Annotated in this window: 20 protein-coding genes and 3 pseudogenes; 9 read left to right on the forward strand and 14 right to left on the reverse strand. The window is 65.5% G+C overall.

Annotation, left to right across the window (positions count from 1 at the left end; translation table 11 throughout):
* Positions 1-5 precede the first annotated feature (5 nt).
* The 14 genes and pseudogenes from ACCD06_RS22805 to ACCD06_RS22870 form a co-directional block, all read right to left on the reverse strand.
* Positions 6-926, reverse strand: coding sequence for a polyamine ABC transporter substrate-binding protein (locus ACCD06_RS22805; protein WP_199231859.1), 921 nt, complete (start codon positions 924-926; stop codon positions 6-8).
* 233 nt (positions 927-1,159) lie between these two features.
* Complete coding sequence (locus tag ACCD06_RS22810) at positions 1,160-1,612, reverse strand: hypothetical protein (RefSeq protein ID WP_413343713.1); 453 nt, start codon at positions 1,610-1,612, stop codon at positions 1,160-1,162.
* A 146-nt stretch (positions 1,613-1,758) separates the two neighbouring features.
* Entirely contained in the window at positions 1,759-1,890 is a 132-nt protein-coding gene (locus tag ACCD06_RS22815; protein ID WP_256379215.1) for a hypothetical protein, read from the reverse strand.
* Positions 1,875-2,216, reverse strand: coding sequence for a substrate-binding domain-containing protein (locus tag ACCD06_RS22820; RefSeq protein ID WP_247882522.1), 342 nt, complete (start codon positions 2,214-2,216; stop codon positions 1,875-1,877). Before ACCD06_RS22820 ends, ACCD06_RS22815 begins: the two co-directional genes overlap by 16 nt.
* A 127-nt stretch (positions 2,217-2,343) precedes the next feature.
* A pseudogene (locus ACCD06_RS22825) lies at positions 2,344-3,222 on the reverse strand (IS5 family transposase); the annotation flags it as partial.
* An 89-nt stretch (positions 3,223-3,311) separates the two neighbouring features.
* On the reverse strand, positions 3,312-4,247 hold the full coding sequence (locus ACCD06_RS22830) for an IS110 family transposase (protein WP_085083272.1): 936 nt from the start codon (positions 4,245-4,247) through the stop codon (positions 3,312-3,314).
* A 425-nt stretch (positions 4,248-4,672) separates the two neighbouring features.
* The gene (locus tag ACCD06_RS22835) at positions 4,673-6,694 is read right to left on the reverse strand and encodes an ELWxxDGT repeat protein (RefSeq protein WP_413343715.1); all 2,022 of its coding nucleotides are present in this window, start codon (positions 6,692-6,694) and stop codon (positions 4,673-4,675) included.
* An 866-nt stretch (positions 6,695-7,560) separates the two neighbouring features.
* On the reverse strand, positions 7,561-7,929 hold the full coding sequence (locus ACCD06_RS22840) for a hypothetical protein (RefSeq protein WP_413343717.1): 369 nt from the start codon (positions 7,927-7,929) through the stop codon (positions 7,561-7,563).
* Positions 7,930-7,942: 13 nt separating this feature from the next.
* Entirely contained in the window at positions 7,943-8,185 is a 243-nt protein-coding gene (locus tag ACCD06_RS22845; protein ID WP_109157556.1) for a DUF4167 domain-containing protein, read from the reverse strand.
* 355 nt (positions 8,186-8,540) lie between these two features.
* Complete coding sequence (locus ACCD06_RS22850) at positions 8,541-8,921, reverse strand: helix-turn-helix domain-containing protein (RefSeq protein WP_413343720.1); 381 nt, start codon at positions 8,919-8,921, stop codon at positions 8,541-8,543.
* Complete coding sequence (locus ACCD06_RS22855; RefSeq protein ID WP_136702277.1) at positions 8,918-9,169, reverse strand: type II toxin-antitoxin system RelE family toxin; 252 nt, start codon at positions 9,167-9,169, stop codon at positions 8,918-8,920. Before ACCD06_RS22855 ends, ACCD06_RS22850 begins: the two co-directional genes overlap by 4 nt.
* A gap of 390 nt (positions 9,170-9,559) precedes the next feature.
* A pseudogene (locus tag ACCD06_RS22860) lies at positions 9,560-10,213 on the reverse strand (IS6 family transposase).
* Positions 10,214-10,327: 114 nt separating this feature from the next.
* A complete protein-coding gene (locus ACCD06_RS22865) occupies positions 10,328-11,590 on the reverse strand; it encodes an MFS transporter (RefSeq protein WP_413343722.1) in 1,263 nt (420 codons plus the stop codon).
* A 114-nt stretch (positions 11,591-11,704) separates the two neighbouring features.
* On the reverse strand, positions 11,705-12,625 hold the full coding sequence (locus ACCD06_RS22870) for a LysR family transcriptional regulator (RefSeq protein WP_413343724.1): 921 nt from the start codon (positions 12,623-12,625) through the stop codon (positions 11,705-11,707).
* 121 nt (positions 12,626-12,746) lie between these two features.
* On the opposite strand from ACCD06_RS22870, the gene ACCD06_RS22875 reads away from it, so the two are divergent.
* The 9 genes and pseudogenes from ACCD06_RS22875 to ACCD06_RS22915 all read left to right on the forward strand — a co-directional run bounded on the left by ACCD06_RS22875 (position 12,747) and on the right by ACCD06_RS22915 (position 22,189).
* Positions 12,747-13,295: a hypothetical protein gene (locus ACCD06_RS22875; RefSeq protein ID WP_109076159.1), complete on the forward strand. Its 549-nt coding sequence runs from the start codon at positions 12,747-12,749 to the stop codon at positions 13,293-13,295.
* The gene (locus ACCD06_RS22880) at positions 13,295-14,278 is read left to right on the forward strand and encodes an NAD(P)H-quinone oxidoreductase (protein ID WP_413343726.1); all 984 of its coding nucleotides are present in this window, start codon (positions 13,295-13,297) and stop codon (positions 14,276-14,278) included. The genes ACCD06_RS22875 and ACCD06_RS22880 overlap by 1 nt, the downstream gene beginning before the upstream one ends.
* A 177-nt stretch (positions 14,279-14,455) precedes the next feature.
* A pseudogene (locus ACCD06_RS22885) lies at positions 14,456-15,425 on the forward strand (IS5 family transposase).
* Positions 15,426-15,545: 120 nt separating this feature from the next.
* The gene (locus ACCD06_RS22890; protein WP_109076158.1) at positions 15,546-16,424 is read left to right on the forward strand and encodes an MBL fold metallo-hydrolase; all 879 of its coding nucleotides are present in this window, start codon (positions 15,546-15,548) and stop codon (positions 16,422-16,424) included.
* Positions 16,425-16,513: 89 nt separating this feature from the next.
* Positions 16,514-17,398: a LysR family transcriptional regulator gene (locus tag ACCD06_RS22895; protein ID WP_413343728.1), complete on the forward strand. Its 885-nt coding sequence runs from the start codon at positions 16,514-16,516 to the stop codon at positions 17,396-17,398.
* A 194-nt stretch (positions 17,399-17,592) separates the two neighbouring features.
* On the forward strand, positions 17,593-18,603 hold the full coding sequence (locus ACCD06_RS22900; RefSeq protein WP_413343730.1) for a succinylglutamate desuccinylase/aspartoacylase family protein: 1,011 nt from the start codon (positions 17,593-17,595) through the stop codon (positions 18,601-18,603).
* A gap of 33 nt (positions 18,604-18,636) precedes the next feature.
* Positions 18,637-20,250, forward strand: a complete 1,614-nt coding sequence (locus ACCD06_RS22905; RefSeq protein ID WP_413343732.1) for an ABC transporter substrate-binding protein — start codon at positions 18,637-18,639, stop codon at positions 20,248-20,250.
* Positions 20,251-20,307: 57 nt separating this feature from the next.
* Entirely contained in the window at positions 20,308-21,243 is a 936-nt protein-coding gene (locus ACCD06_RS22910; protein ID WP_413343734.1) for an ABC transporter permease, read from the forward strand.
* Positions 21,244-21,295: 52 nt separating this feature from the next.
* Positions 21,296-22,189 carry an ABC transporter permease gene (locus ACCD06_RS22915; RefSeq protein WP_413343736.1) on the forward strand — a complete coding sequence of 298 codons (894 nt, stop codon included), beginning with the start codon at positions 21,296-21,298 and terminating at the stop codon, positions 22,187-22,189.

Below are 22,189 nucleotides of genomic sequence, written 5' to 3' on the forward strand. Positions count from 1 at the left end.
CGGATCTATTGGGCGACCCAGCGCTCGAAGCGCTGCTGCAACTCGTCCTCGTTGTTCACCCAGAAGGGCGTGTCGATCATCAGCGCGCCCGCCATGTTCTGCGGGGCGGTCGGCAGGTCCGGCTGGATTTTCGGATCGATCAGGGCGGAGGCGCGGCCGTTGGTGACGCCGTAGGGGATCGTCTCGGCAAAGCGCTTCTGCGCATCGGCACTCGTCATGTAGGCGACCAGGTCCCTGGCCGCCGCCAGCTTGTCGGTTCCCTTGGGGATCGTCCAGTAATCGGCGGAATAGAGCTGCTGCGTCCACAGCATGGTGAAGGACCGCCCGTCCTTGTTGGCGGCGGCGACCCGCCCGTTGTAGGCGGAGGTCATGACGACATTGCCGGCGGCGAGCCATTCGACCGGCTGCGCGCCGCTGACCCACCAGCGGATGTGCGGCTTGATCTGGTCCAGCTTGGCGAAGGCGCGGTCCACCCCCGCCTTGGTGCCCAGCGTCTCATAGAGCTTGTCGGGGGCGACGCCGTCGGCCAGCAGGGCGATCTCCAGCGTCATGCGCGCCTGCTTGCGCAAGCCGCGTTCGCCCGGCCAGCGCTTGAGGTCCCAGAAATCCGCCCAGGATTTCACGCCGGGGGTCTTGGCCGGATCGAAGGCCAGCACCTTCGACCAGACGAAGGCACCGACGCCGCAAGGCGCCTTGACCTGCGGGATGATGTCGGCGGCGTTCGGCTGGCTTTTCCAGTCGAAGGGTTCGAGAAGCCCCTCGTCGCAGGCCAGAGTCATCTCGTTCTCGTCCATTTGCAAGACGTCCCACGTGACCGTCCGCGACTGGTTCATCGCCTTCAGCTTGGCGATGCCGCCGGTGTAGGATTCCTCGATCAGCGGCGCACCCGACCGTTTGGAAAAAGGCTCGAAATAGGCGGTCCGCATCGCGTCCTGCAACGATCCGCCGAACCCAACGACGGTCAGGTCACGCGCATGCGATGACCCGGACGCAATCAGTATGGCGAACACTATGGGCGCGCAAAGGCGCCCTGCCCGTCTCGTCGTCATCCGACCCTCCTTGTTTGGAACCCGGAAGGCCGGCGACGTCCCACCGCACCGGACCATCCGATGCGTCAATCTTATAAGTTATAAGTTACCTGTCAAGACGGGCAATTCGGTCAATGCCGTGAGTGGCGGACTGCAGCACTGACCGCGAGCAAGCCGGCCATCATCACGAATTCGACGCCCTTGACCGACGCGGCGAGGTCCGGCGGCAACAGCAGGATCAGAACATGCGCACCGGTTAGCATGATGATCGCCAGCACAACCGCAGTGCCGAGCGAGCGCAGCGCCAGAATCGCGGCACAGCCGATTGTGGTCAGAAACGAGCCAACGGCAGCGAAATGAAGGTCGAAATGGAGCGGGATCAGGTCCGATGCACCGCCGCCGAGTTGACCGGCGATCGACAGCAGGTGATTGCCGAGCCAGCCGAGAAGGCGCTGATTGCCCGACGGCATCATCAACAGGTCCAGCACCCCGCGAACGACGGAGCAGCCGGCACTGTGCAGCTTGCAGGAAAGGGTCGACAGAACATCGCCGGCGGCGACGCAGAGGGAGGTGGATTGGCTCATGATCCGCGTCCTTGGATCTTTGGGAGAGATCAGGATCAGGCCGGACGCGAACGGATTGCCGTGCCGGTCATGCAAGGACGCTAAATGTTCTTACGCGAACGATAAACCAAGCAGATCGAAGAAATCTGTTGCACAATCAGGAACAATCAACGGCGATTCCCCTCGCGCAGCAGCATGTGCTTGGACCCCAGATCGGCCAGCCGGCAGGTGCGCGTGCCGATGACGGCGAACTCCCAGCCCTGCGTCAGGGTGGAGCGGTCGGTCAGCACCAGCTGCACATGCTCGCGCCCCGCGCGGGGCGGGTTGCGTCCGGCCAGCGCCAGCGGGTGGGAGGGGCGGCAACCGGCACCAACTCGCCGAAGCCGACGCCGATCCGCTCAATGCCGTCGATCTCCATGTCCAGCGGTCCGCTGATGCCGATCGTCGCTGCCCGGTTGAGCACCATCTGGGTCACCGCACCCAGCGTCTCGACAGGAAGGCGCAAGGTCACGGTCGGGTAGGCTTCGCGGAAAGCCTTCAGCGCGTCGACCACCCTCCAGGCCGGCAGCATGACGTCGAGCGCCAGAAGCACCTCGGACTCCAGCCCCTCGATCAGGCCCTTCAAGGCCCTTCACCTTGGCGCGCAGGCTGCCCATGCCGATGGCGATGGTCCGCGCCTCCGACAAAACGGCGCGGCCGGCGTCGGTCAGCTGCGGCCGCTTGGTGGTCTCGCGGTCGAACAGGGAGACGCCCAGCTGCATCTCCAGATTCGCGATGGAATAGCTGATGACGGAGGTCGCCCGCCCCACTTGCGCGCCGCCCCGGCGAAACTGCCGGTGTCTACCACAGTCAAGAACACACGAAGCTGGTCGAAGGTCGGGATGCCGGGATCTGACGATGGCGGCGGCAGTGAGCAAGGAGAGGACGATCCGTCCGAGCCTATCCTGCCGTCGATCCAGGCGTTTGTTCGCGAGCAGCCAAGCGCAACCGTGCTCGACAACGCATCGGACCTTTCCGAGCCCGGAGCCATGGGGCTCGCCGATCTTGCGGATGCACGGTTGAACCCCGTCACGTAAACAGAGCCAACGGTTATCGGCACTGTCGTAGCCTGCGTCGGCGTAGAGCCTGCCGATGGCGGTGCAGACGACCTGGGCCAAGCGCAGCAAGTCGGGGAAGAGCATGGTGTCATGGACATTGGCGGCTGACGGCATGACCGCCAGTGGCAGGCCGTCAGTGGAGACCACCACGTGATACTTGGTGCCGGGCTTGCCGCGGTCGGTCGGGTTTGGTCCGGTCAACTCACCACCGTGCTTTGCACGTACCGAACAACTGTCGACCACGACGTCCCAAGCGGCGGCATCGGGACCGGAGCGCGCCATACGGACGAGGACGGCATGGACACGGCGGAGCAACGCTGTCGTGTCCCATTTGTCCAAGCGGCGGCGCAGGGTTGAGCCTGAGGCGCGCCCGTCCGCCGCCCGAAGTTCGCGCCACTGGACGCCCTCACGCAGGAAGAAGCGGAGGGTTTCGATGACCTCCACGGTGGACATCGGCGGACGCCCGGGGCCGGCAGGCCGAGCCTCGATCCGGTCGATGAGCCCTGCAACCAAGTCCGCAACTGTCGGTCCCATGCCCGCCTCTCTGTGCCAAAGGCACAGGAAACCGACAGCAGATCAGCGGGTTTCCGGAGGGGTGATCATCGGATGAGCAACTGTCTTGTTCATGTGTTGGTGGGAATGGCTGCCAGTGCGTCACGGACCCGAGCGTTGAGAATTGTCAGCATTTTGTGGATGACAGCGACGACGGCGACCTTTCCCGGCTTTCCGGCGGCTCTGAGGCGCTCGGAGAAGGCTTTGAGGGTTGGATCATATCGCATGGCGGTTAGTGCGGCCATGTAGAGTGCGTTGCGCAGTCCAAGGCGCCCACCGCGGATCATGCGCTTGGCGTCGCTCTTGCCGCTTTGGCGGGTGTAAGGGCACACCCCAACCAATGCGGCGATCTTTCGCCGGTCGAGCCTGCCCAGTTCAGGCAACTCGGCCAGCAGGGTGGCGACCGTGACCGGGCCGACTCCCTTGATCGAGTGGATCGGCTTGGTCACGGCGGTCCAGGCCGGATTGGCCTGGATCTGCTTGGCGATCTCGTCGCTGATCCGCTCGATCAGCGTTTCGAGCCGGGTCAGCAGGCCGCGCGTGGCACGGCGCAGGGAGGTGCTGGTCAAGCCACGCAGTTGATTGTCCAGCGCGGTCTTCTGCTCGATCAGCTGGCGGCGCCAGCGCACAGTCTCAGCCAGCCGCTCGGTGGCTTGGTCGAAGACCGCCGGGGTGGTGGTGAAGGTCTGGGCGAAGCGGGCGATGACGCGGGCGTCGATGGCGTCGGTCTTGGCGAACTGACCGGCGGCCTCGGCGAAGCGGCGCACGCGTACTGGATCGAGGATGGAGACGGTATAGCCCGCCTCGGCGAACTTGCGGGCGCAGCCCTTCTCGAAGCCACCGCTGGCCTCCAGGGCGATGGTGATCTGGGCCGGCTCGCCGTGGCGTTCCAGCCACGCCATCAGTTGTTTCCAGCCCTGCTCGGTGTTGTCCACGCGCCAGGAAGCGTTGCCGGGCAGGAGATGGACATCGAGAGCGTCTTTGCTTACATCAATGCCGACAAATATGAGAAGAAGTGCCATTCTTCGGATCCCTTCCTTGCCTGTTCGGCGGTCGTGCCAGGCAACTGTTCGGGCGTGGAAGACGGCGGAGCGGTCCCAAGCTCATCCGCGGCCGGCCAGGGCCAAGGGTTTAGCGGGTGCCGCTCCACCCTGGGGGGTGGGGCATGCCCCACCCCCCAGGGCTTCTTCTCTAGCAAAATTCAAAGACACAAGGGTTCTGGAAACCGCCTCTTAGCCGAAGAACACGGTGACCGCCCGCTCCCGAACGGCTGGCCCGCCTGCGCCAGCTACGGGGGAGCGCTCCGGCGGGCCAGCCTCACGCCTCAGACACCACCTGCCGGGACACGGCCGCCCGTTCGAAAACGCTGCAACAGAACCCACATGTTCTGCCGTTGGATGCAGGCTTACGCTCCAAGTCTGACACGCGTCCGTCAAACACTCGCGTCGATGACCAGGAAGCGGAGGTCATGCGCTGTCGTGTCCAGGACGAGAATGCTGTCGCCGCCGCCGAAATCGACCTGCACACCGACTCCCAGATCGGTCACGTACTCCGCTCGCCATGCCGCTGTGCCGATGTCCGGCGTAAACCCCTTCAGGATCAGGATGTCCAGATGCGGGTCAAAGGCCGTCAGCACGTCGACGCCGCTGCCGGGGGCGAAGAAGAACTGATCGCTTTCGCCATCCCGTTCGGCAAGCAGCACATCGTCGCCGACACCGCCATCGACGATGTCGCGGCCCGCTCCCGGCACGAGAGTGTCCCGCCCGGACATGCCATAGAGCCGATCGGCGCCGTCCGCTCCATCGATGTAGTCCGCGCCGGCGCCTCCGTTCAACCGGTCATCTCCAGAGCCGGCCAGAATGCGGTCGTTGCCGCCCAAGCCGTGAATCCGGTCGGCACCATCGTCGCCCCACAACGTGTCGTCGCCGTCAGCCCCCTCGCGGATACCGTCCGGCGCCGCGACAACCCCGAGCAGCTTGGCCGTATGATCCCAATAGTCCGTCCCCGCGCCAGGAGGAAGCTCGGCGAGCACGACGGTGCCGTCCGCCGTTCCGTCGGACAGAAAAAACCGATCGGTGTTGGCGAAATAGTCGTGATCGAACCCCAGCATGCGGCCATCGAGTTCCCCCAGCAACTTGTCGCCAAACGCTCCCCCCGCCGTTTGCCAAAGATGGTGCGTGCCCTCCGAGGTTCCGTCGGTCACCCAGAGCCCGGCGGGATCGGCTCCGCTCTGGTCCGTCAGGAAGAACGCCCGCCCCCCGGTAATCGCGATGTCCTGATACATCCCGCTGTTCTGATGGAGTTCAACGGTCTTCAGCCCCGCGCCGTCCGTCGCCAGAAGGCGTTGGGAGCCCGACCAATAGCTTTCGTCCAGAAAGAGCAGGCGGTCGCCCTCCTCGCCAGGCGATCCCTGGTCGAGCCATCCCAGCGGCGTGGCAAGCTCCTGTGCCGAGAGGACGCTCACCTTGCCTGTGGCCTCATCCAGCTTGCTGATCCGTGACGCGCTTCCCTGTTCGGTCCGGTAAACGTCCATGTGGCTTGTGAACACCACGCGGCCGTCATGCAGTCCGACGACACTGCCGAGGTCCCACCCCTGTGTCGTCATGTCGCCGAGATACCGCGTGCCCTCTGCCGTGCCGTCGGTGGCCCAGAAGGTCGAATGTCGGACGGCAGTCGGCCATTCCATGCTGCCGGTCCAGTCTATCACGGTGGTGACCGACGCCACAATCCCGTCCGGCGTGGCGGCATAGCGGACAGCCCCGCCGCCGTCGGGAATGATGTCCGTGAATGTCGTCGTGCTGCCGTCGGCGTCGACGAAGGTGAGATTGGACGCCCAGGGCGTCTTTCCCTCGTGAAAGGCCATCCGCCCGTCGGTCATGCCGATCAGGGAAATGCCTTGAGACCATGGGGAGAGCGGCGCCATCTCATGAAAGAGGCGGGTATCTGCAGCAGTGCCGCTGGAGCTCCAAATCCCGCTGTGTGCCCCGCCATCCGCGTGCAGGTATACCCGGCCCTGTGCCGCCGTCAGTGCCGATGGTGAGGATCCCTCGGCTCCGGGCATGAGGTCGGCAACCATGCGGGCGCCGGACGCGGTCCCGTCGCTCACCCACAGCTCCCGGCCATGAATACCGTCATCGGCGGTGAAGAACACCCGGTCGCCCACCACCGTCAGGTCGTCCGGAGCCCCGGATGCGGCACCCGCGGCGGCGTCGAAAATCCGGGTTCCGCCGCTGGTGCCGTCCGTGACCCAGAGTTCGCGACCGTGCTGGCCGTCGTCGGCGGTGAAGAAGATCTTGCCGCCGGCGATGACGGCATCCTCGGGGGCGCTTCCCTGCGGGCCCGGCCTTATGTCGGCAAGGAGCCGGGTCCCGGAGGGCGTGCCGTCGGTCACCCAAAGCTCCGCGCCCGTGTCTTGCATCGTGGCTGTGAAAATAGCGATCTGCGTCTGTGTCATGCCCCCTCCAATCCGGAAAAGCATTGACTGGAAGGCAGCAGGATACGCTGTGATATTTACAGGATTTCCGCGGAAGTATATTTAGCTTTTATTAAGAATGACCGCAACATGACTTTGCAATGACTTTCGTCGCATCATGATGATGCGCCTTTCAGAAAGTGCTCATGTCGACATGGCGCCGTAACCCGTACCTGTCCGGGACATGCCGGAGATGACGCCGCTAGGGTGTGAATCGGCTCGGAAGCGGTCCCCCTATCAGAAGCAATGTAGCCCTTTGTAAATGAATGAATTACACTCGCAAGCTGGGGCCCCGATCGGTGCCGATCGGGACCCCACCTCAGCAGAGCTTTCCTCAGCCGCGTCAAGTGATTGTGGTGCGTTGGTTTGGGGTCTCGGTTAGCTGCTGGTTCACATGATTGGCTCTACACATCAGCATCGGGGATGGTGCTGGAAGTTCTGGAATCCGGATTTTCTCCTGATTAGCCCAGCAGCGACAAAGATCATGGAGAAGCTCCGGAGCGGAGGGAAAACGCCCCTTTGTACAGTTTGATCAATTTTGAGAAAATGAACGTTTGGCCGCCTGTACAGAGTGTTTGAACAGACAGCAGCCCGCGCCGGCCGTCTCTGCATGCTCACCGAAGCCGACGCCCATCGTATTGGTTTCCCAGTGCGTCGCTTCACGAAACGCCGAATTGCCTCCTATATTCATCTACTCGCCGGTGCCGCTGCACGAGGGAACGCAGAACAGGAAAGGTCCTTTCCGGGCGCGCAGCCTCTCCCTCCCATGACAGCACCAGGGTGGCCTCGGCCGTCCCCATTCTGCAACAGCGGCCGCCGCTCCGGCCGCGCTATTTCACGACAGATATCTAACCCAGGGTGGCCGACGATGCGTCGTTGTTATCTGCCCGCTGGCCGCTTCCAAGTTCGACCAGAACATGCTGGTATTCGCCCGGTGGCAGGGCACGAGCATCCTCGGCCATGTGCCGTAAGGCAGCGAGGCCGGTCTCGGTAAACCGAGCCCGCAGCCAATGGCCGCCGTCATCCCGCAACTCCAGCAGCCCACGGTCCAGCATCCCCTGAATGACCGTTCCCGGCTTCGGCTGACCCTTGTTCGGCCCAGTGGCCCAATGTTTCACCAGGATGCCGCTCTCCAGCCTCGGTGCCTGCCCAAAGCGCACCATGAACTCGTTGCGGATCAGAGCCCGCTCCCGCGGCGTCAAGGTGGTGTCACTCACCAGATCATCTCCCTCAGTCCTCTCCCCGCGATACGCGGAACCAATGCTCAGCATACTGCCGACACAATTCAGCCTCCACGCCATCTCCAATGCGTTCGGCATCGGCCGCGCGGGCAAGCCACTGAGACTGTTTCTGAAGCGCTGATCCGTTCACACGGGCAGGTGATGGTCGAACCCCGGTCGACATGGCCGTGGTGGGACGGGACTTGCTGAAATTCTGTCGCGGCACTGGTACGTGGGGCCTGGGGGGTGGCATGGGGCCTACCGACTTTCTTGGATAGAGTGGAGGGTCATCCTTTGACCTGACAGAGTCTACGCCGCGCAAGGCTACCGTGCGCGGAAATATTCCGACGCGGCGGTGATGCTAATGTCTGCCGACGCGCGGACGGACACGGGAGGCGCGGCCGACCGGCCGGGCCGGTGGTCAGCAGTCTGGTCGGCACCGTCAGCGCCGGCGAGGTGGCCATACCGACCCTTTCGCGACAGCCTCCGATGTCCGCTTCTGACCCGAAGCAGACCATCGCTCGCGACCGCGAAGCGCCAGAAACGGACCTTCAAAGGCGTTGATTGATGACCGACATCCAGTTTTGGCTCCTTTTCTGGGCACCCGTTCAGTGGCGTACCAGCATGTCCAGCGGCACCTGGAGCGCGCCGGCGATGCGTGCCATCGCGTCGAAGCTGCCCGGCTTTTTCCCGTTCTCGATCTCGGACAGGTAGGACGGAGCCACGCCTGCGGCGTCCGCCAGCCCGCGGGCGGTGAAACCGCGATGCTCGCGGAGCACCGTGACCGGATGCTCCCCATCGAGGATGCGCTCCGCCACCTCGAACGGAAACGCCTCCGTCTCTCCCGCCGCCAGCCGTGCCTTTACGGCTTCGGCGTCAGCCAAGTCCTGGGCGTCCGTCACCAGATCAGCCAGGGCCTCGAAGTCGGCCCGGCTGAGGGTGACGCTGTCCGCCGTCTCGGCAATCGGCGTGATGGGCAGAGCGTTCATCGATAGACCTCCTTGCGGTTCCCGACCTTCAGCACCGTGACCAACAGCGCATCGCCGTCGATCTGGTAGACGGCCCGCCAGTCGCCGTGGCGAATGCGGCCTTGTCCGCCGCCAAACGCCTTCGCCCAGGGATGCGGGTCAAAAGGAGCGGCGGCGAAGGTCTTCAGCTTCTCCCGCAGCCCGGCCGCATCGCCCTTCGGCATGCGAAGCAGAACCTTCAGCGCAGTGGCTTCGATCACGAGCTTCATGATGTCATGATCGCTGATAGCGAATTTCCCGTCAAGTGGCTATTCGCTGATGGCGAACTGCTTCCTTGATAGACAGCGGCAGGTCACTGCCTGCCTGGACATCTCCGCGCCGGTGCGACGGTCGACCAAGCGGGGCCAGTCGATTCGCCATGCCTCACTGCCCCAACGCAAGCCGAGCGCCGCCTGTCGGTCATTTCGGGATCTTGGCCGGGTAATAGCCGGCGGTTCGACGCCTCGCTTTTTCTGCCAGAAGAGTATTCCGCGCGCATGCTCGCCATGCGCGAAAATTTTTGCTGCTGATCGGCGCAGTCGACGCGCAGGGTCTGCTGGCGGAGGGCTTTGTCACAGAAACTAAGGCGGCGAATACAAGTTGCGAAATCCGCAACTGGTTCACGCTGCGGCGGTCGCGGCCTGCCAGTCGACCACGGCCTGCGCCCGGAAGGTACGCAGGGTGCGGCGGGAGACCAGGTGACGCTGGAGGTTGAAGGTGTTGTAGACGGCGGCATGAAGAGAGACGAAGCGCTGGGCGGAACCCGATGATTTGAACCGCTGTAATTTGCGCTCTCGTCGCCGCGCCGGCTGGTGTGAGACCTCGGTGCGGTTGTTTGTTCGCCGCCCTTGTTCATGGTGGGCGGTCAGACCGAGTTGGTGGAAGGCGGCCCCGTAGGACCGGAGCTTGTCGGTCGTGACCTCGATGGGGACGAAGCCATACTTCTTCAGCAGCTTGCGCATCAACTTCAAAGCCGCAGCCTTGTCGCGTCGGCGCTGGACGAGCACGTCCAACACCTCGCCTTCATCATCGACGGCCCGCCACAAGTGCATGATCCAGCCGCTGACCCTGAGCACCATCTCGTCCAAATGCCAGCGTGAACTGGGCTTCGGCCGCAGGCTTCAGAGATTACGCGCAATGAGCGGGCCGAACTTCACGACCCAACGGCGCACGGTCTCGTAGGATACGTCCACGCCACGTTCGGCCAGCAACTCCTCGATATCCCGGTAGCTCAACGTGAACCGAAGATAAAGCCCGATGGTTTGCTGGATCACGGCCGGTGGGAATTGATGGCGGGCTTATGAGATCGGCGTCATCCGAGAACGGTAACCTCATTGCCAACTGGCCGCCACCGTTCTCGTGCCAACACCCAGAAAACCGACTGCCGATCAGCGGGTTTCCGGAGGGGTGGCCATCGGATAACGGTTCTGGAAACCGCCTTTAAGTAGCCGTCTCCAGAACACGCCGGCCGAGATCAGCGCAAGAACGATTATCGCTTCTCCATAGATTGCGGCGGTTTCCGCAAGGCCCAGTTGCGGGATAGCCAATCCCGCAAGGATGACCGGCAGGCTAAAGGCCAGATAGCTCTCGATGTAGAAGGTCGAAAGCAGGCCAGCGCGATCATGGCTTTCCGCACGCGGCAGCAGTTCGCGGAAGGCGCCGGAAAATGAAGCGCCGAAGCCGACACCCGCCAGGGCGACACCAGCGAACATCACAGTGACCGATGGCAACGACAATGCGCAGAGCGCCAGGGCCATGCCGAGGGAAAGTGCCATCGCTCCGGCAATCAACGCATGTTCGGCGGCAAACCGGCGCAGTCCCAGGACCGCCAGCGTGGCGCCGGCCATCAGCGTTGCCACGACCAGCGTCCCGGTGAGCGGCTCGTTCCGGCCCTCGGCAAGGCCGACCAGTGCGGGCATCAGCGAAAAGTTCAGTCCGCCCAGCGCCCAGCCCGCTATGTTCACGGGCGAGACATGGATGAAGCTGTGCCTTGCAGTCTTGGGCATGCGCAACTCAGGTAGCAGCGAGCGCAACGCGCCCGGCCGACGCGAGGCGGTTTCGGGCATTCCGATCGCCAGCACGGCCTGGGCCGCGGACATGATGAGCAGGACGGCATAGACGAGCTGCGTCGGCGCCGGTGCCCAATGGACCAGCAAACCGGAGCCGAGCGCACCGAAGAACAGACCGATGAAGGCGGTGACGCTGTTCAGGAGCGGCCCCCGCTTGCGATCGACGTCCAGGATCGCCGCGCCGAGGGCGGTCGTCGCCATGCCTGTGCCGAAGCCTTGAACCATGCGCGCTAAGCCGAGCCCGAACGCGGAATGAGCGGTCATGAACAGCAGCATCGCGGCCATGTTGATCACGGTGGCGGTGAGGATGGCCGGACGCCGTCCGACATGGTCGGACAGCGCGCCGACCGTCAGAAGTGCGGCGAGCAGGCTGAACGCATAAGCGGCAAAGATCAGCGTCAGCGCGCCGGATCCCAGGCCAAACGCCGACTGGTAATGCTGGTAGAGCGGCGTGGGGGCCGCGGCGCTGGCAAGGAAGGTGGCGGCCGTCACCGCGCAAAAGGCCGTGATCGTGCGATTCGACGGCCGGAAGCGGCGCCGGGCAGGTGGCTCATTGGCAAGGCAGGTCATTTCGATTTCCATTTTCCCGTGCGGCGGCCCGCACAAGGGCCGATGGCCGGAAAAATGCCTCGCGGGATCCGGCGCGAGAATGCGTGACGGACTCGAAAGCTTTGTGCGATGCGCGCAAAACTGGAATCAGGACGCCCAGACCGGCGGCGTGCCGATCACCGTGCGGATGGCGCCGCTCACCACCCTGAATTTCGCGGAGGGTTGCGCCAGGGCGCGCAGCAGGTGGATGCCGGTGTCTGCCACGTTCCAGGGTTCGCCATCGAGGGACAGGCGCAGGAGGGCGCCGGCACGAACGTCGGCGCCCACGACCCAATCCGGCAGAAAGCCGATCCCGATTCCGGACAGGGCCGCGCCCCGCATCGCCTCGAAATCGTCGCAGCGGAAGACCACGCCGGCATCCTGCCGATACCCCGCCGGATGGCCGAGCACGTCCGCCCAGCCGAGCAGATCCGCGCCATGCAGCTTGTCGATCAGCCGGTGACCGGCGAGCGAGGCGCTGTCGGCCGGCGCACCATTGCGCGACAGGTAGTCTGGCGAGGCGACGAGGAGCCTTTTCTGTACGGCGAGACGGGTGGCGATCAGCGTGCTGTCCGCCAGCTCTCCGATGCGGATCACGGCGTCGAGGCGCTCGAGGACCGGATCGGCCAGACGTTCGGTTAGATCGAGCTCGACGGTCAGCCGGGGATGGTCCCGCATCACCGCCTCCACCGCCGGGATCACGTAGCGCTTGCCGAAAGTCGGAAAGCAGGCCAGGCGGAAGACGCCGGTCACCGCCCCGTCGAAGGCGGCGATTTCCGCGTGGGTGTCGGCCAGATCGTCGAGAAGCCGCTGCGCGCGTTCGAAGAGCCGCTCGCCGGCATCGGTCATCGCCAGCGCGCGTGTCGAGCGAACGAAGAGCGGGACGCCGACGCTGTGTTCCAGCGCGTCGATCTGCCGGGCGATGGCGGAGGGAGTGAGGCCGCGCCGCCGCGCCGCGTTGGAGAAGCTGCCGCCCCGCACCACGTCGACGAAGACCGTCAGGTGCTCTGCGAAGCGCGGATCGATCATCTTTGCGTTCCCGGCAAAAAGGTTTCGAGATCCGCCTGCATTCTCGCACCTGCGGAGGCTGCGTAAGGTCCATTCCACGAGCCGGGCGCTGCAGCCCGGCCGAAGTGAAATGGAGAGTACAATGAAAGTTCTGGATCGCATCCTGTCGCAATCCGCCTATTCCGCCGAAATCGACGTGCCGCTGGATCAGGTGGACATCGAGGAATGGCTGTTCTCCCTGCCGGAGGCCGAGTATCTGCGCTGCTGCGCACCCGACCATATCGCCGCCGGTATCACCACGACCGACGACGGCCGCCGGATGTCGATCAATGTCGAGATGATCGGCACCGGGCTCGTGGTCCAGCATTATGTGGCTGAAGACGCCGGCCCGACCTATGTGCGGATGAATTCGATCTCGGACGTCTTCACAGCGAACGGCCGCACGCAGGTCAACGTCGTCTGGGAACTGATGGCCGAAGCCATCGAAAACGGCCGGACCCGCTACACGAACCGGGTGACCGCGCATCCCACCGATGCCTTCATGGACTTTCTGGAGGCGCATCAGCTGTCCTACGAAACCGCCGCCGCTGCTCGTCAGGCCGCCGGCGGCGACCACAACCGGCGCGAAACGCCCCTTTTCGCCGCCAGCATCGCGCGGCGCGCCAAGGCGCGGGCACAGGCGGCGGCGTAGTGAAAGCCGTGGTCTTCCAGGACTTCGGCCGGGCGGATGTTCTCCGCCTCGCCGAAGTGCCGGCCCCGGAGATCCGGCCGACGGATCTTCTGGTGCGGGCGCGTGCCGCCGGGGTGAACCGGGCCGATCTTCTGCAGCGGCAGGGGGCCTATGGCACGGAGAATTTCGGCGACAGCCCGCTGCTCGGCCTCGAACTGGCAGGCGAGGTGATAGAGACCGGAGAGGAGGTGACGGGGTTTCGCCGCGGCGACTGGGTGATGGCAATCACCGGCGGCGGCGCTTATGCGGAGTTCGCGCGCATCGATCAGGGGATGGCTGTCCGGATGCCCGAACATCTCGGCTTTATCGAGGCGGCGGCGGTGATGGAGTCCTTCGTCACCGCCTATGAGGTCGTCGGACATCTGGCAGGTCTCGGCGCCGGACAGGCCGTGCTCGTCCACGCCGCCGCAGGCGGTGTCGGCTCCGCCGTGGTGCAGGTTGCCCGCGCCCTCGGGGGCCGTGTACTGGCCACGGCCGGCGCCGGTCATCTCGGCGATGTCCTCTCGCTGGGGGCGGAGGCGGTCGTCGACTACCGATCGGGGGATTTCGAGGCGGAGGCCCGACGGTTCACGGATGGCCAGGGTCTCGACGCGGTGGTCGATTTCATCGGCGGCGCCACGCTCGCCGGCAACCTGCGCAGCCTGCGGCCGGGCGGCATCCTGGTGCAGGTCGGGCTGATGGGAGGCGGGGGCGATGCGACGATTCCCCTCGGCCTGCTTCTTCACAACCATCTGCGGCTGGTGGGAACGGTGATGAAGTCGCGGCAGTCCGACGAAAAGCGCGCAATGGTTCAACGCTTTGCCGATCGAATGCTGCCGCTTTTTGCCTCCGGCACCATGCGCGCCGTGGTCTCGCAGGTTTTTCCCCTGGCGGAGGTCGTGCAAGCGCACGAGGCTATGGAGCGCGGCGGAGGATTCGGGAAGATCGTGCTCAAATTGCCTTGAGGGGTCTGGACGAAGGGGGCATCACATCACCCCCGCGCCTCCAACCCGCGCATGACCAGCGCCCACACTGCTTCGAACGCCGTGGCGGTGTGGCGGGGCGTTGGTGCGAAAATGGGGGTCTGGTGATCGAGCAGGACTGCGGGTAAAGGATCGGGCCCCGCTGGAGCCGAGAGCCGGATGCCGTACAAGGCGAACGAGAAGCGCCGTCACAAGATCCCGCGTGCCCGCTACCGGGTTGAGAACTGGGCGGCCTACGATGCGGCGTTGCGCCGACGGGGTGACCTGACGATCTGGGTGACGCCCGAGGCGATCGCCGCCTGGACGCCGGCCAACACGGGTCGGCGCGGCCACCCAACGCGCTACTCGGAAATCGCCATTGAGGCAGGATTGATGCTGCGCTTGGCCTTTGGCCGGCCGTGGCGCCAAACCGAGGGTCTGCTGGGCTCGTTGATACGCCTGCTCGGCCTGGACCTGCCAGTCCCGGATCACACAACCTTCTCCCGCCGCAGCGCCGACCTTGCGGTGGCAACCACCCTGGCGAAAGCGAACGGGCCGGTCACGGTGGTGATCGATTCCACCGGGCTGAAGGTGTTCGGCACGGGCGAGTGGCACCAGGAAAAGCACGGCGGCCACGCGCGCCGGAGCTGGAGAAAACTCCACCTGGCGGTCGATCCCGATACGGGCGAAGTCCTCGCCTCGGACCTGACGACTACGGAGGACGGCGACGCCTCTCTGGTCGGTCCGCTGCTCGACCAGATCACCCGCCCGATCAGCACGGTGCTGGCGGACGGCGCGTATGACGGAGGACCCCGTCTACCGCGCGGTCAGCGCACACACGCCCGACGCCGCGGTGATCATCCCGCCGCGCGCGACGGCGGTGCCGAGCGATACCGCCGCAAGCGCTCCCACACAGCGTGACCGGCACATCCAGATGATCGCAGAACGCGGACGGCTTGGCTGGCAGCGGGCGGTCCAGTACGCAAGGCGGTCCTTGGGCGAGATGGCGATGCTGAGATACAAGACGCTGATCGGGCGCAGCCTGCGCGCTCGGAGTCTGCCTGCCCAGAAGGTCGAGGCCGCCGTCGGCTGCAAAGCCATGAACATCATGACCAGCTTGGGCATGCCGATCTCCCGCAAGGTCGCCTGATCACCGATCAGTTAGGGCAAACTCTGTCAACGCGCCAAGTTGTGCACCAACGCCAGTGCTCATGCTATATCTAGCCGGCAACGGCACCACAGATGCCATGCTCCATGGGAGGCTGCGAGGATGACCGACGAACTGCGCTTCCAATTGGGCAGCCTCGACCTTCTCCGGCTGACCGAAATCGTCTTTCCCCCCTATGAGGCGACCATGCTCCTGCCGGACTGGGCCGACAAGTTGATCGCTCCACATCAGGACGAGCTGATCCCGGATGCGATGACCCCGGACGGCGCCGGTCTGATGGTCAACGTCAATCTGTGGGTGGTAAGGACCCCGCATCATCTCATGGTCATCGACACCGGGATCGGCGATGGCCGCACCCGCCGGATCCCGCAGTTCGACGGTCTGCACACCGGCCTCCTCGATCGGATGAGGGCGGCCGGCATCGCACCGGAGGCCATCGATTACGTGCTATGCACCCATATCCACAGTGACCATGTCGGATGGAACACACACTGGAACGACGAGCGCTGGACCCCCGCATTTCCCAACGCACGCTATCTCTGGTCGCGGACCGAGAACGACAAGGCGGCCAGCGAAGGCTTCCGCACCGGCCCCGCCGCCGGCGTCTATGAGGACAGCGTGCTGCCGGTCATCGAGGCCGGCCTGCTCGACCTCGTACCCGACGACGGCGGCGAAGTGATCGAGGGGGTGACCTTCCACCCCACCCCGGGCCATACGCCCGGTCACATGTCCATTTCCGTCCGCTCCGCCGGCCATGAGGCCTTCTTCAGCGGCGACGTCCTTCACAGCCCCGTGCAGGTGCTTCGTCCCACCTGGAACTCGATGTTCTGCCAGGATGCCGAAACGGCCCGCCGGTCGCGCCGCTGGGCGCTGGAACACGCCGCGGAGCGTTCAGCGCTGGTCCTTCCCGCACATTTCGGCGGCCGTTCGGCGGGCCGCGTCGTACGCAGGGGCGAGTGCTTCCACTGGACCTTCGCGTGAACCGCCGCGGGGCGATGTCGCCGCGCAGACCACGCGCGTGCGGCGGCCGGGAACCCGCCACCCAAACGCCCCCATTCGGAGCGTAGCCCATGGAATTGCGCCATCTCCGCTACTTCATTGCCGTCGCGGAGCATGAGAGCGTGCGGCTGGCGTCCAAGCGGGTGCACATCACCCAACCCGCCATCTCGCGCCAGATCCAGTTCCTGGAGGAGGAACTGGGGGTCGCGCTGTTCGATCGCGGGCCGCGCGGGCTGCGGCTCACTGCCGCCGGCGCCCATTATCTGGTCGAGGCGCGCAGACTCCTGGCACAACTTGAAGCCGCCGGCCGCTCCGTCAAGCTCATCGCCGCCGGTCTACAGGGGCGGCTGCGGATCGGCTTCGTAGAAAACGCCGGCTGGGACGGACTGGTGCCGGAACTGTTCAGCCGCTTCCAAAGGGAGGCTCCCGGTGTCCAGTTCGAGCTGGCGCCGCTCAACACCCCGATGCAGCTGGAGGAAATGGAGGATGGAACCCTGGACGGCGGCTTCGTCTACCTGTTCGAGCCGCCGCCGGCCAACCTCGCGACCGTCCCCCTGCTCGACCATGGCGTGACGCTCGCGGTGCCGCGCGCCTGGGGGCTGTCGGCGGATGTTCCGATGCGCGCCCGGGACCTTGCCGGCCGCCCTTTCGTCACCTTTCCCCGCTCGATCTACCCAGCATACTACGACCTGCTGCTGAGCGCCTGCCGCCAAGCCGGGCTGACCCTGAATGTGGTGCAGGAGGTGTCGACCGAAGCCGCCATCCTGTCGCTGGTCTCCGCCGGAATCGGAGCAGCCATCGTCAACTCGGCGAACCGCGCGCGTCCCCCCGCACGGGCCCAGTTCCTTGATCTGGCGGACGTGTCGATCCGCCTGCCGCTATCCTTCGCGTGCCTGTCCGAGAACGCCAACCCGGCGCTGATCCGCTTCCGCTCCGTCATCGCCGCCGCTCTCTGAACACCCTTTGCGGGCGCGCTGCCATGCTCATACCGATGCCTGGGAGGCATCAGTACGAGCAGAAAACAGCACTCGCAGTTCCATTGGGAATTCGCAACACTGAAGACAGTCAGTGATCCGAACGATGCTGCCGGAACGGCCGGCGCCTCGCGACGCTGCTTTCAAACAGTTCCCCTTTGCCCAACGAGGTCCGCATGACCCGTGCGACGTCCCGCATCTCCACCGATGTCGATTTCGAACGCGACGGCTTCCAGACCGGCACGCTGCGCGTTCCCCATTCCCACGACCGTTCCGCCTACGGGCACATCGCGATCCCCGTCGCCGTGCTGAAGCGCGGAACCGGACCGACCGTTCTGCTGACCGGCGGCAATCACGGCGACGAGTATGAGGGGCCGATCGCCCTGGCCAAGCTGGTGCGCCGCCTGCCCGCGCTGGCGATCAGCGGCCGCCTGATCGTGATCCCGGCGCTGAACTTCCCGGCCCACATGAACGGCAGCCGCACCTCGCCGATCGATAAGGGCAACCTGAACCGGATGTTCCCCGGCGCCCGCGACGGCACGCCGACCCAGATGATCGCCCACTATGTGGAGACCGTCCTGCTGCCGATGGCCGACCTAGCCCTCGACCTTCACGCCGGGGGAGCGTCGATGAACCATCTGCCGACCCTGCTCGCCTCGCCGCCGCCGGACGAAGAGCGGCAGGGACTTTATCGCCGGCTGGTCGAGGGGTTCGGTGCGCCGAACGTGATGATCGCCAACCTGCTGGGCGAGGACCGCACCTTCGCCGCAGCCGCCGAACGCCAGGGCAAGCTGTTCCTGTGCGGGGAATTCGGAGGTTTCGGCACCTGCGATCCGACCGGCTTGGCCATCGTCGAGGACGGCATCGAGCGTCTGCTGACCACGGTCGGCCTGCTGCCCGAACATCCGGCACCCGAACCGCGCCCGGGCCGGCTGCTGCGCGTGGGGGGCGAACGGCACTATGTCTTCGCCCCCTGCACTGGCCTGTTCGAGCCCGCTTTCCGCCTTGGCGACGATGTCAGCGAGGGGCAACTCGCCGGCCGTATCCACGACCCCCACGCGCCCTGGCGCGACCCCGTGGAACTGCATTTCGGCGGCTCCGGCGTCGCGGTCTGCGTCCGCAGCTTCACCCACGTGCAACCCGGCGACTGCGTCGTCCATCTCGCCGCCGACACGAACTGGACCTGACCCCCGCCGTCCCCTCCAGACCGGAGCTTACCCATGCCCTTGCCCATGCCATCGCTCGTTCGACGTTCGGTCCTCGCCGCCAGCGCCTGCCTGCCGCTGCTCGCCGCTGCGGATGCGGGCGCCGCCGGCACTCCCACGACCCTGCGCATGGTGCCGCAGGCGGACCTGAAGTTTCTCGATCCGATGTTCACGACCAATTACGTGACGCGGAACTACGGCTATCTCGTCTTCGACACGCTGTTCGGCCTGGATTCGCACGGCGTGCCGAAACCGCAGATGGCGGAAAGCTATACCCGATCCGACGACGGGCTGACCTGGAGCTTCACTCTGCGGCCCGGACTCGCCTTCCACGATGGCGCCCCGGTCCGCGCCGCCGACTGCGTCGCGTCTTTGCAACGCTGGTCCAAGCGCGACAATTACGGCCGCGCCATGATGGCCGCCGGCGCACAGTGGCGGGTGGAGGACGAGCGCCGCTTCACCCTAACGCTTGCCCAGCCCTTCGGTCTGGTGCTTGAATCCCTTGCCAAGGCATCCGGCATGATCCCGGTCATCATGCCGGAACGCACCGCCAGCCGGTCGGGCGACGAGCCGTCGAACGAGGCCATCGGCTCCGGCCCTTACATGTTCAAGCGGGATGAATGGGTACCCGGCAGCAAGGTGGTGTTCGTGCGCAATCCGGCCTATGTCGGGCGAAGCGAGCCGGCGGACTTCCTCGCCGGCAACCGCGCCGGACATATCGACCGCATCGAATGGCTTTACCTTCCCGATTCCAACAGCGCCACGGCATCGCTCGCCCTGGGCGAAGTCGACATGCTGGAGCTGGTACCGCCTGACTACATCGCCCCTCTGCGCGACGACAAGACGATCCAGGTCCGTCAGGGCGGCGCCATCCAGGCCTCCTTGATCGTCAACCATCTGCACCCTCCCTTCAACAACCCAAAAATCCGTCAGGCTGTGCTGCATGCGATCGACCAGGAGAAATTTCTGGCCGTCATGGGCTATCCGCCCGACCTGCGCATGAAGCACTGCGCGACCTTCTTCATCTGCGGCGGTCCCAACGAAACCCCGGCCGGTGCCGACGCCTACAAGAAGCCCGACATCGCCACCGCCAAACGGCTGCTGGCCGAAGCCGGTTACAAGGGCGAGCCGGTGGTGGTGCTGCTGCCCACCGACTATGCCGTGTTGAATGCCGCGGCACTGATGGTCATCCAGACGCTGAAGGACATCGGGATGAACGTCACGACACAGTCGATGGACTGGGCTTCGGTGGTCGCCCGCCGCGCCAGAAAGGATCCGCCGGGCGCCGGCGGCTGGAGCGCGTATGCGACCTACGCCGCCAGCTTCGACGTCAACTCGCCGATCAACAACTTCATGCTGGGCTCGGCCTGCGGCAACAGCATGCCCGGATGGCCCTGCGACGAGACGCTGGACAAGCTGCGGGCGGAGTGGATCCGGGCCGACAAGCCTGAAGAGCGCCGCGCCCGGCTCGACGCCTTCCAGGAGCGGGCGTACCAGACGGTGCCCTATATCCCGCTTGGCCAGTACGCCTCCCCCTACGCGGTGCGCAATGACGTGACGAACGTCGATCGGCTGACGGGCGACGTACCCCAGCTGTGGGTATTGGACAAGAGTCCAGCTACCCAGTGACCACCGCCAAGTGACTGCCCGCCCGATAACCGTGAACGCGCTCGTGGAGTGATCGTCATGACCTATGTTCTTCGCCGCGTCGCCGCCACGTTGCCGGTGATGGCGGTCGTCGCGATCCTCGTCTTTCTGCTGATCCACCTGTCATCCGGTGATCCGGCCGCTCTGATCGCCGGCGACACCGCCACCGCCGAGGACATCGCCCGGCTGCGCGGCGTGCTCGGCCTCGACCAGCCGCTCTGGAGTCAATTCCTGCTGTGGATTGGCCGGCTCTCCGGGGGTGACCTCGGCACCTCGATTTTCACCGGGGTGCCGGTCGCCTCGCTTCTGGCACAGCGGCTGGAACCGACGCTTTCCATCGCGCTGCTGACCATGACGCTGGCCGTGCTGATATCGGTGCCGCTCGGGGTGCTGGCGGCGCACAAGGCGGGAAGCTGGGTCGACCGGCTGGTCATGATCTTCGCCGTGCTGGCCTTTTCGACGCCCGTCTTTCTGGTCGGCTACCTGTTCATCTACGGCTTCGCCATCAAGCTCGGCTGGTTGCCGGTGCAGGGCTATGTCAGCCTCGGCAAGGGCTTCTGGCCGTGGCTGAGCCACCTGATCCTGCCCTGCGTGAACCTGTCGCTGGTCTACATCGCGCTCCTGACCCGGATGACGCGCGCCACCGTGCTCGACGTCTTGCACGAGGACTATATCCGGACCGCCCGCGCCAAGGGGCTGGGGGTGGTCGCGGTGCTGGGCCACGCGGTGCGCAACGCCGCCATTCCCATCGTGACCACCGTAGGCGTCGGCATCGCCTTCCTGATCGGCGGCGTGGTGGTGAGCGAGACGGTGTTCGCGATCCCCGGCGTCGGGCGGCTGGTGATCGATTCCGTCCAACGCCACGACTATCCGGTGATCCAGAGCGTGCTGCTGCTGTCGGCAGGAATGTATGTGCTGATCAATCTGCTGATCGATCTCAGCTATCGCCTGTTCGATCCGCGCATCCGCGCCTGAACCCGCCCGGAATGCCGGCCGGAATGAAAGCTCCGACGAAAGGTCCACTGCCATGACGACAGTCTCCCTCGCTCCGGCGGCGGCCGGTGCCGCGGTACGCACGCCCACCATCCGCTCGCGCATGCGCCGCTGGCTGCGCAAACATCCGACCCTGATCGTTGGCGCCGCTCTGCTGTCCACCGTCGCCGCCCTGTCGGTGGCAGCACCCTGGATCGCCAGCCATGATCCCCAGGCGCTCAATCCGCTGGCCCGTTTCCGGCCGCCCTCGGCGGAGCATCTTTTCGGCACGGATGCGATGGGCCGCGACCTGTTCAGCCGCACCGTCTGGGGTGGCCGCGCCTCCCTGTCGGTCGGCCTGCTGGTCGCGGTGCTGGCAACCTCGGTCGGGGTGGCGCTCGGCCTGCTGGCCGGCTTCGTCCGCTGGGCCGAAGGGCCGGTGATGCGGCTGATGGACGGGTTGATGGCCATTCCGGACATCCTGCTCGCCATCGCGCTGATGGCGGTGACGCGCGCCGGCCTGACCACCGTGGTCGTGGCCATCACCGTTCCGCAGGTGCCGAGGGTGGTGCGTCTGGTCCGCTCGCTGGCGCTGAGCCTGCGCGAACGGCAGTATGTCGAGGCCGCGCATGCGCTGGGCACGCCCCTGCCGGTGATCCTGGTCCGCCATGTGCTGCCCAACATGATCACGCCGCTGATCGTGCAGGCGACCTTCATCGCCGCGACCGCCATTCTGATCGAGGCGCTGCTGTCCTTCCTCGGCGTCGGGCTGCCGCCGCAGATCCCGAGCTGGGGCACCATGATGGCGGACGCCCGCAACTTCATCGCCATCGCCTTCCACGCCGCGCTGTTCCCCGGTCTGTTCCTGGCCGCCACGGTGCTGTCGGTGAACCTGATCGGCGACGGGCTGCGCGACGCCCTCGACCCCCGCCTGGCCCGCCAACTCTAG

The sequence above is a fragment of the Azospirillum sp. CT11-132 genome, from assembly GCF_047302835.1.
In the GTDB taxonomy this organism is placed as follows: Bacteria; Pseudomonadota; Alphaproteobacteria; order Azospirillales; family Azospirillaceae; genus Azospirillum.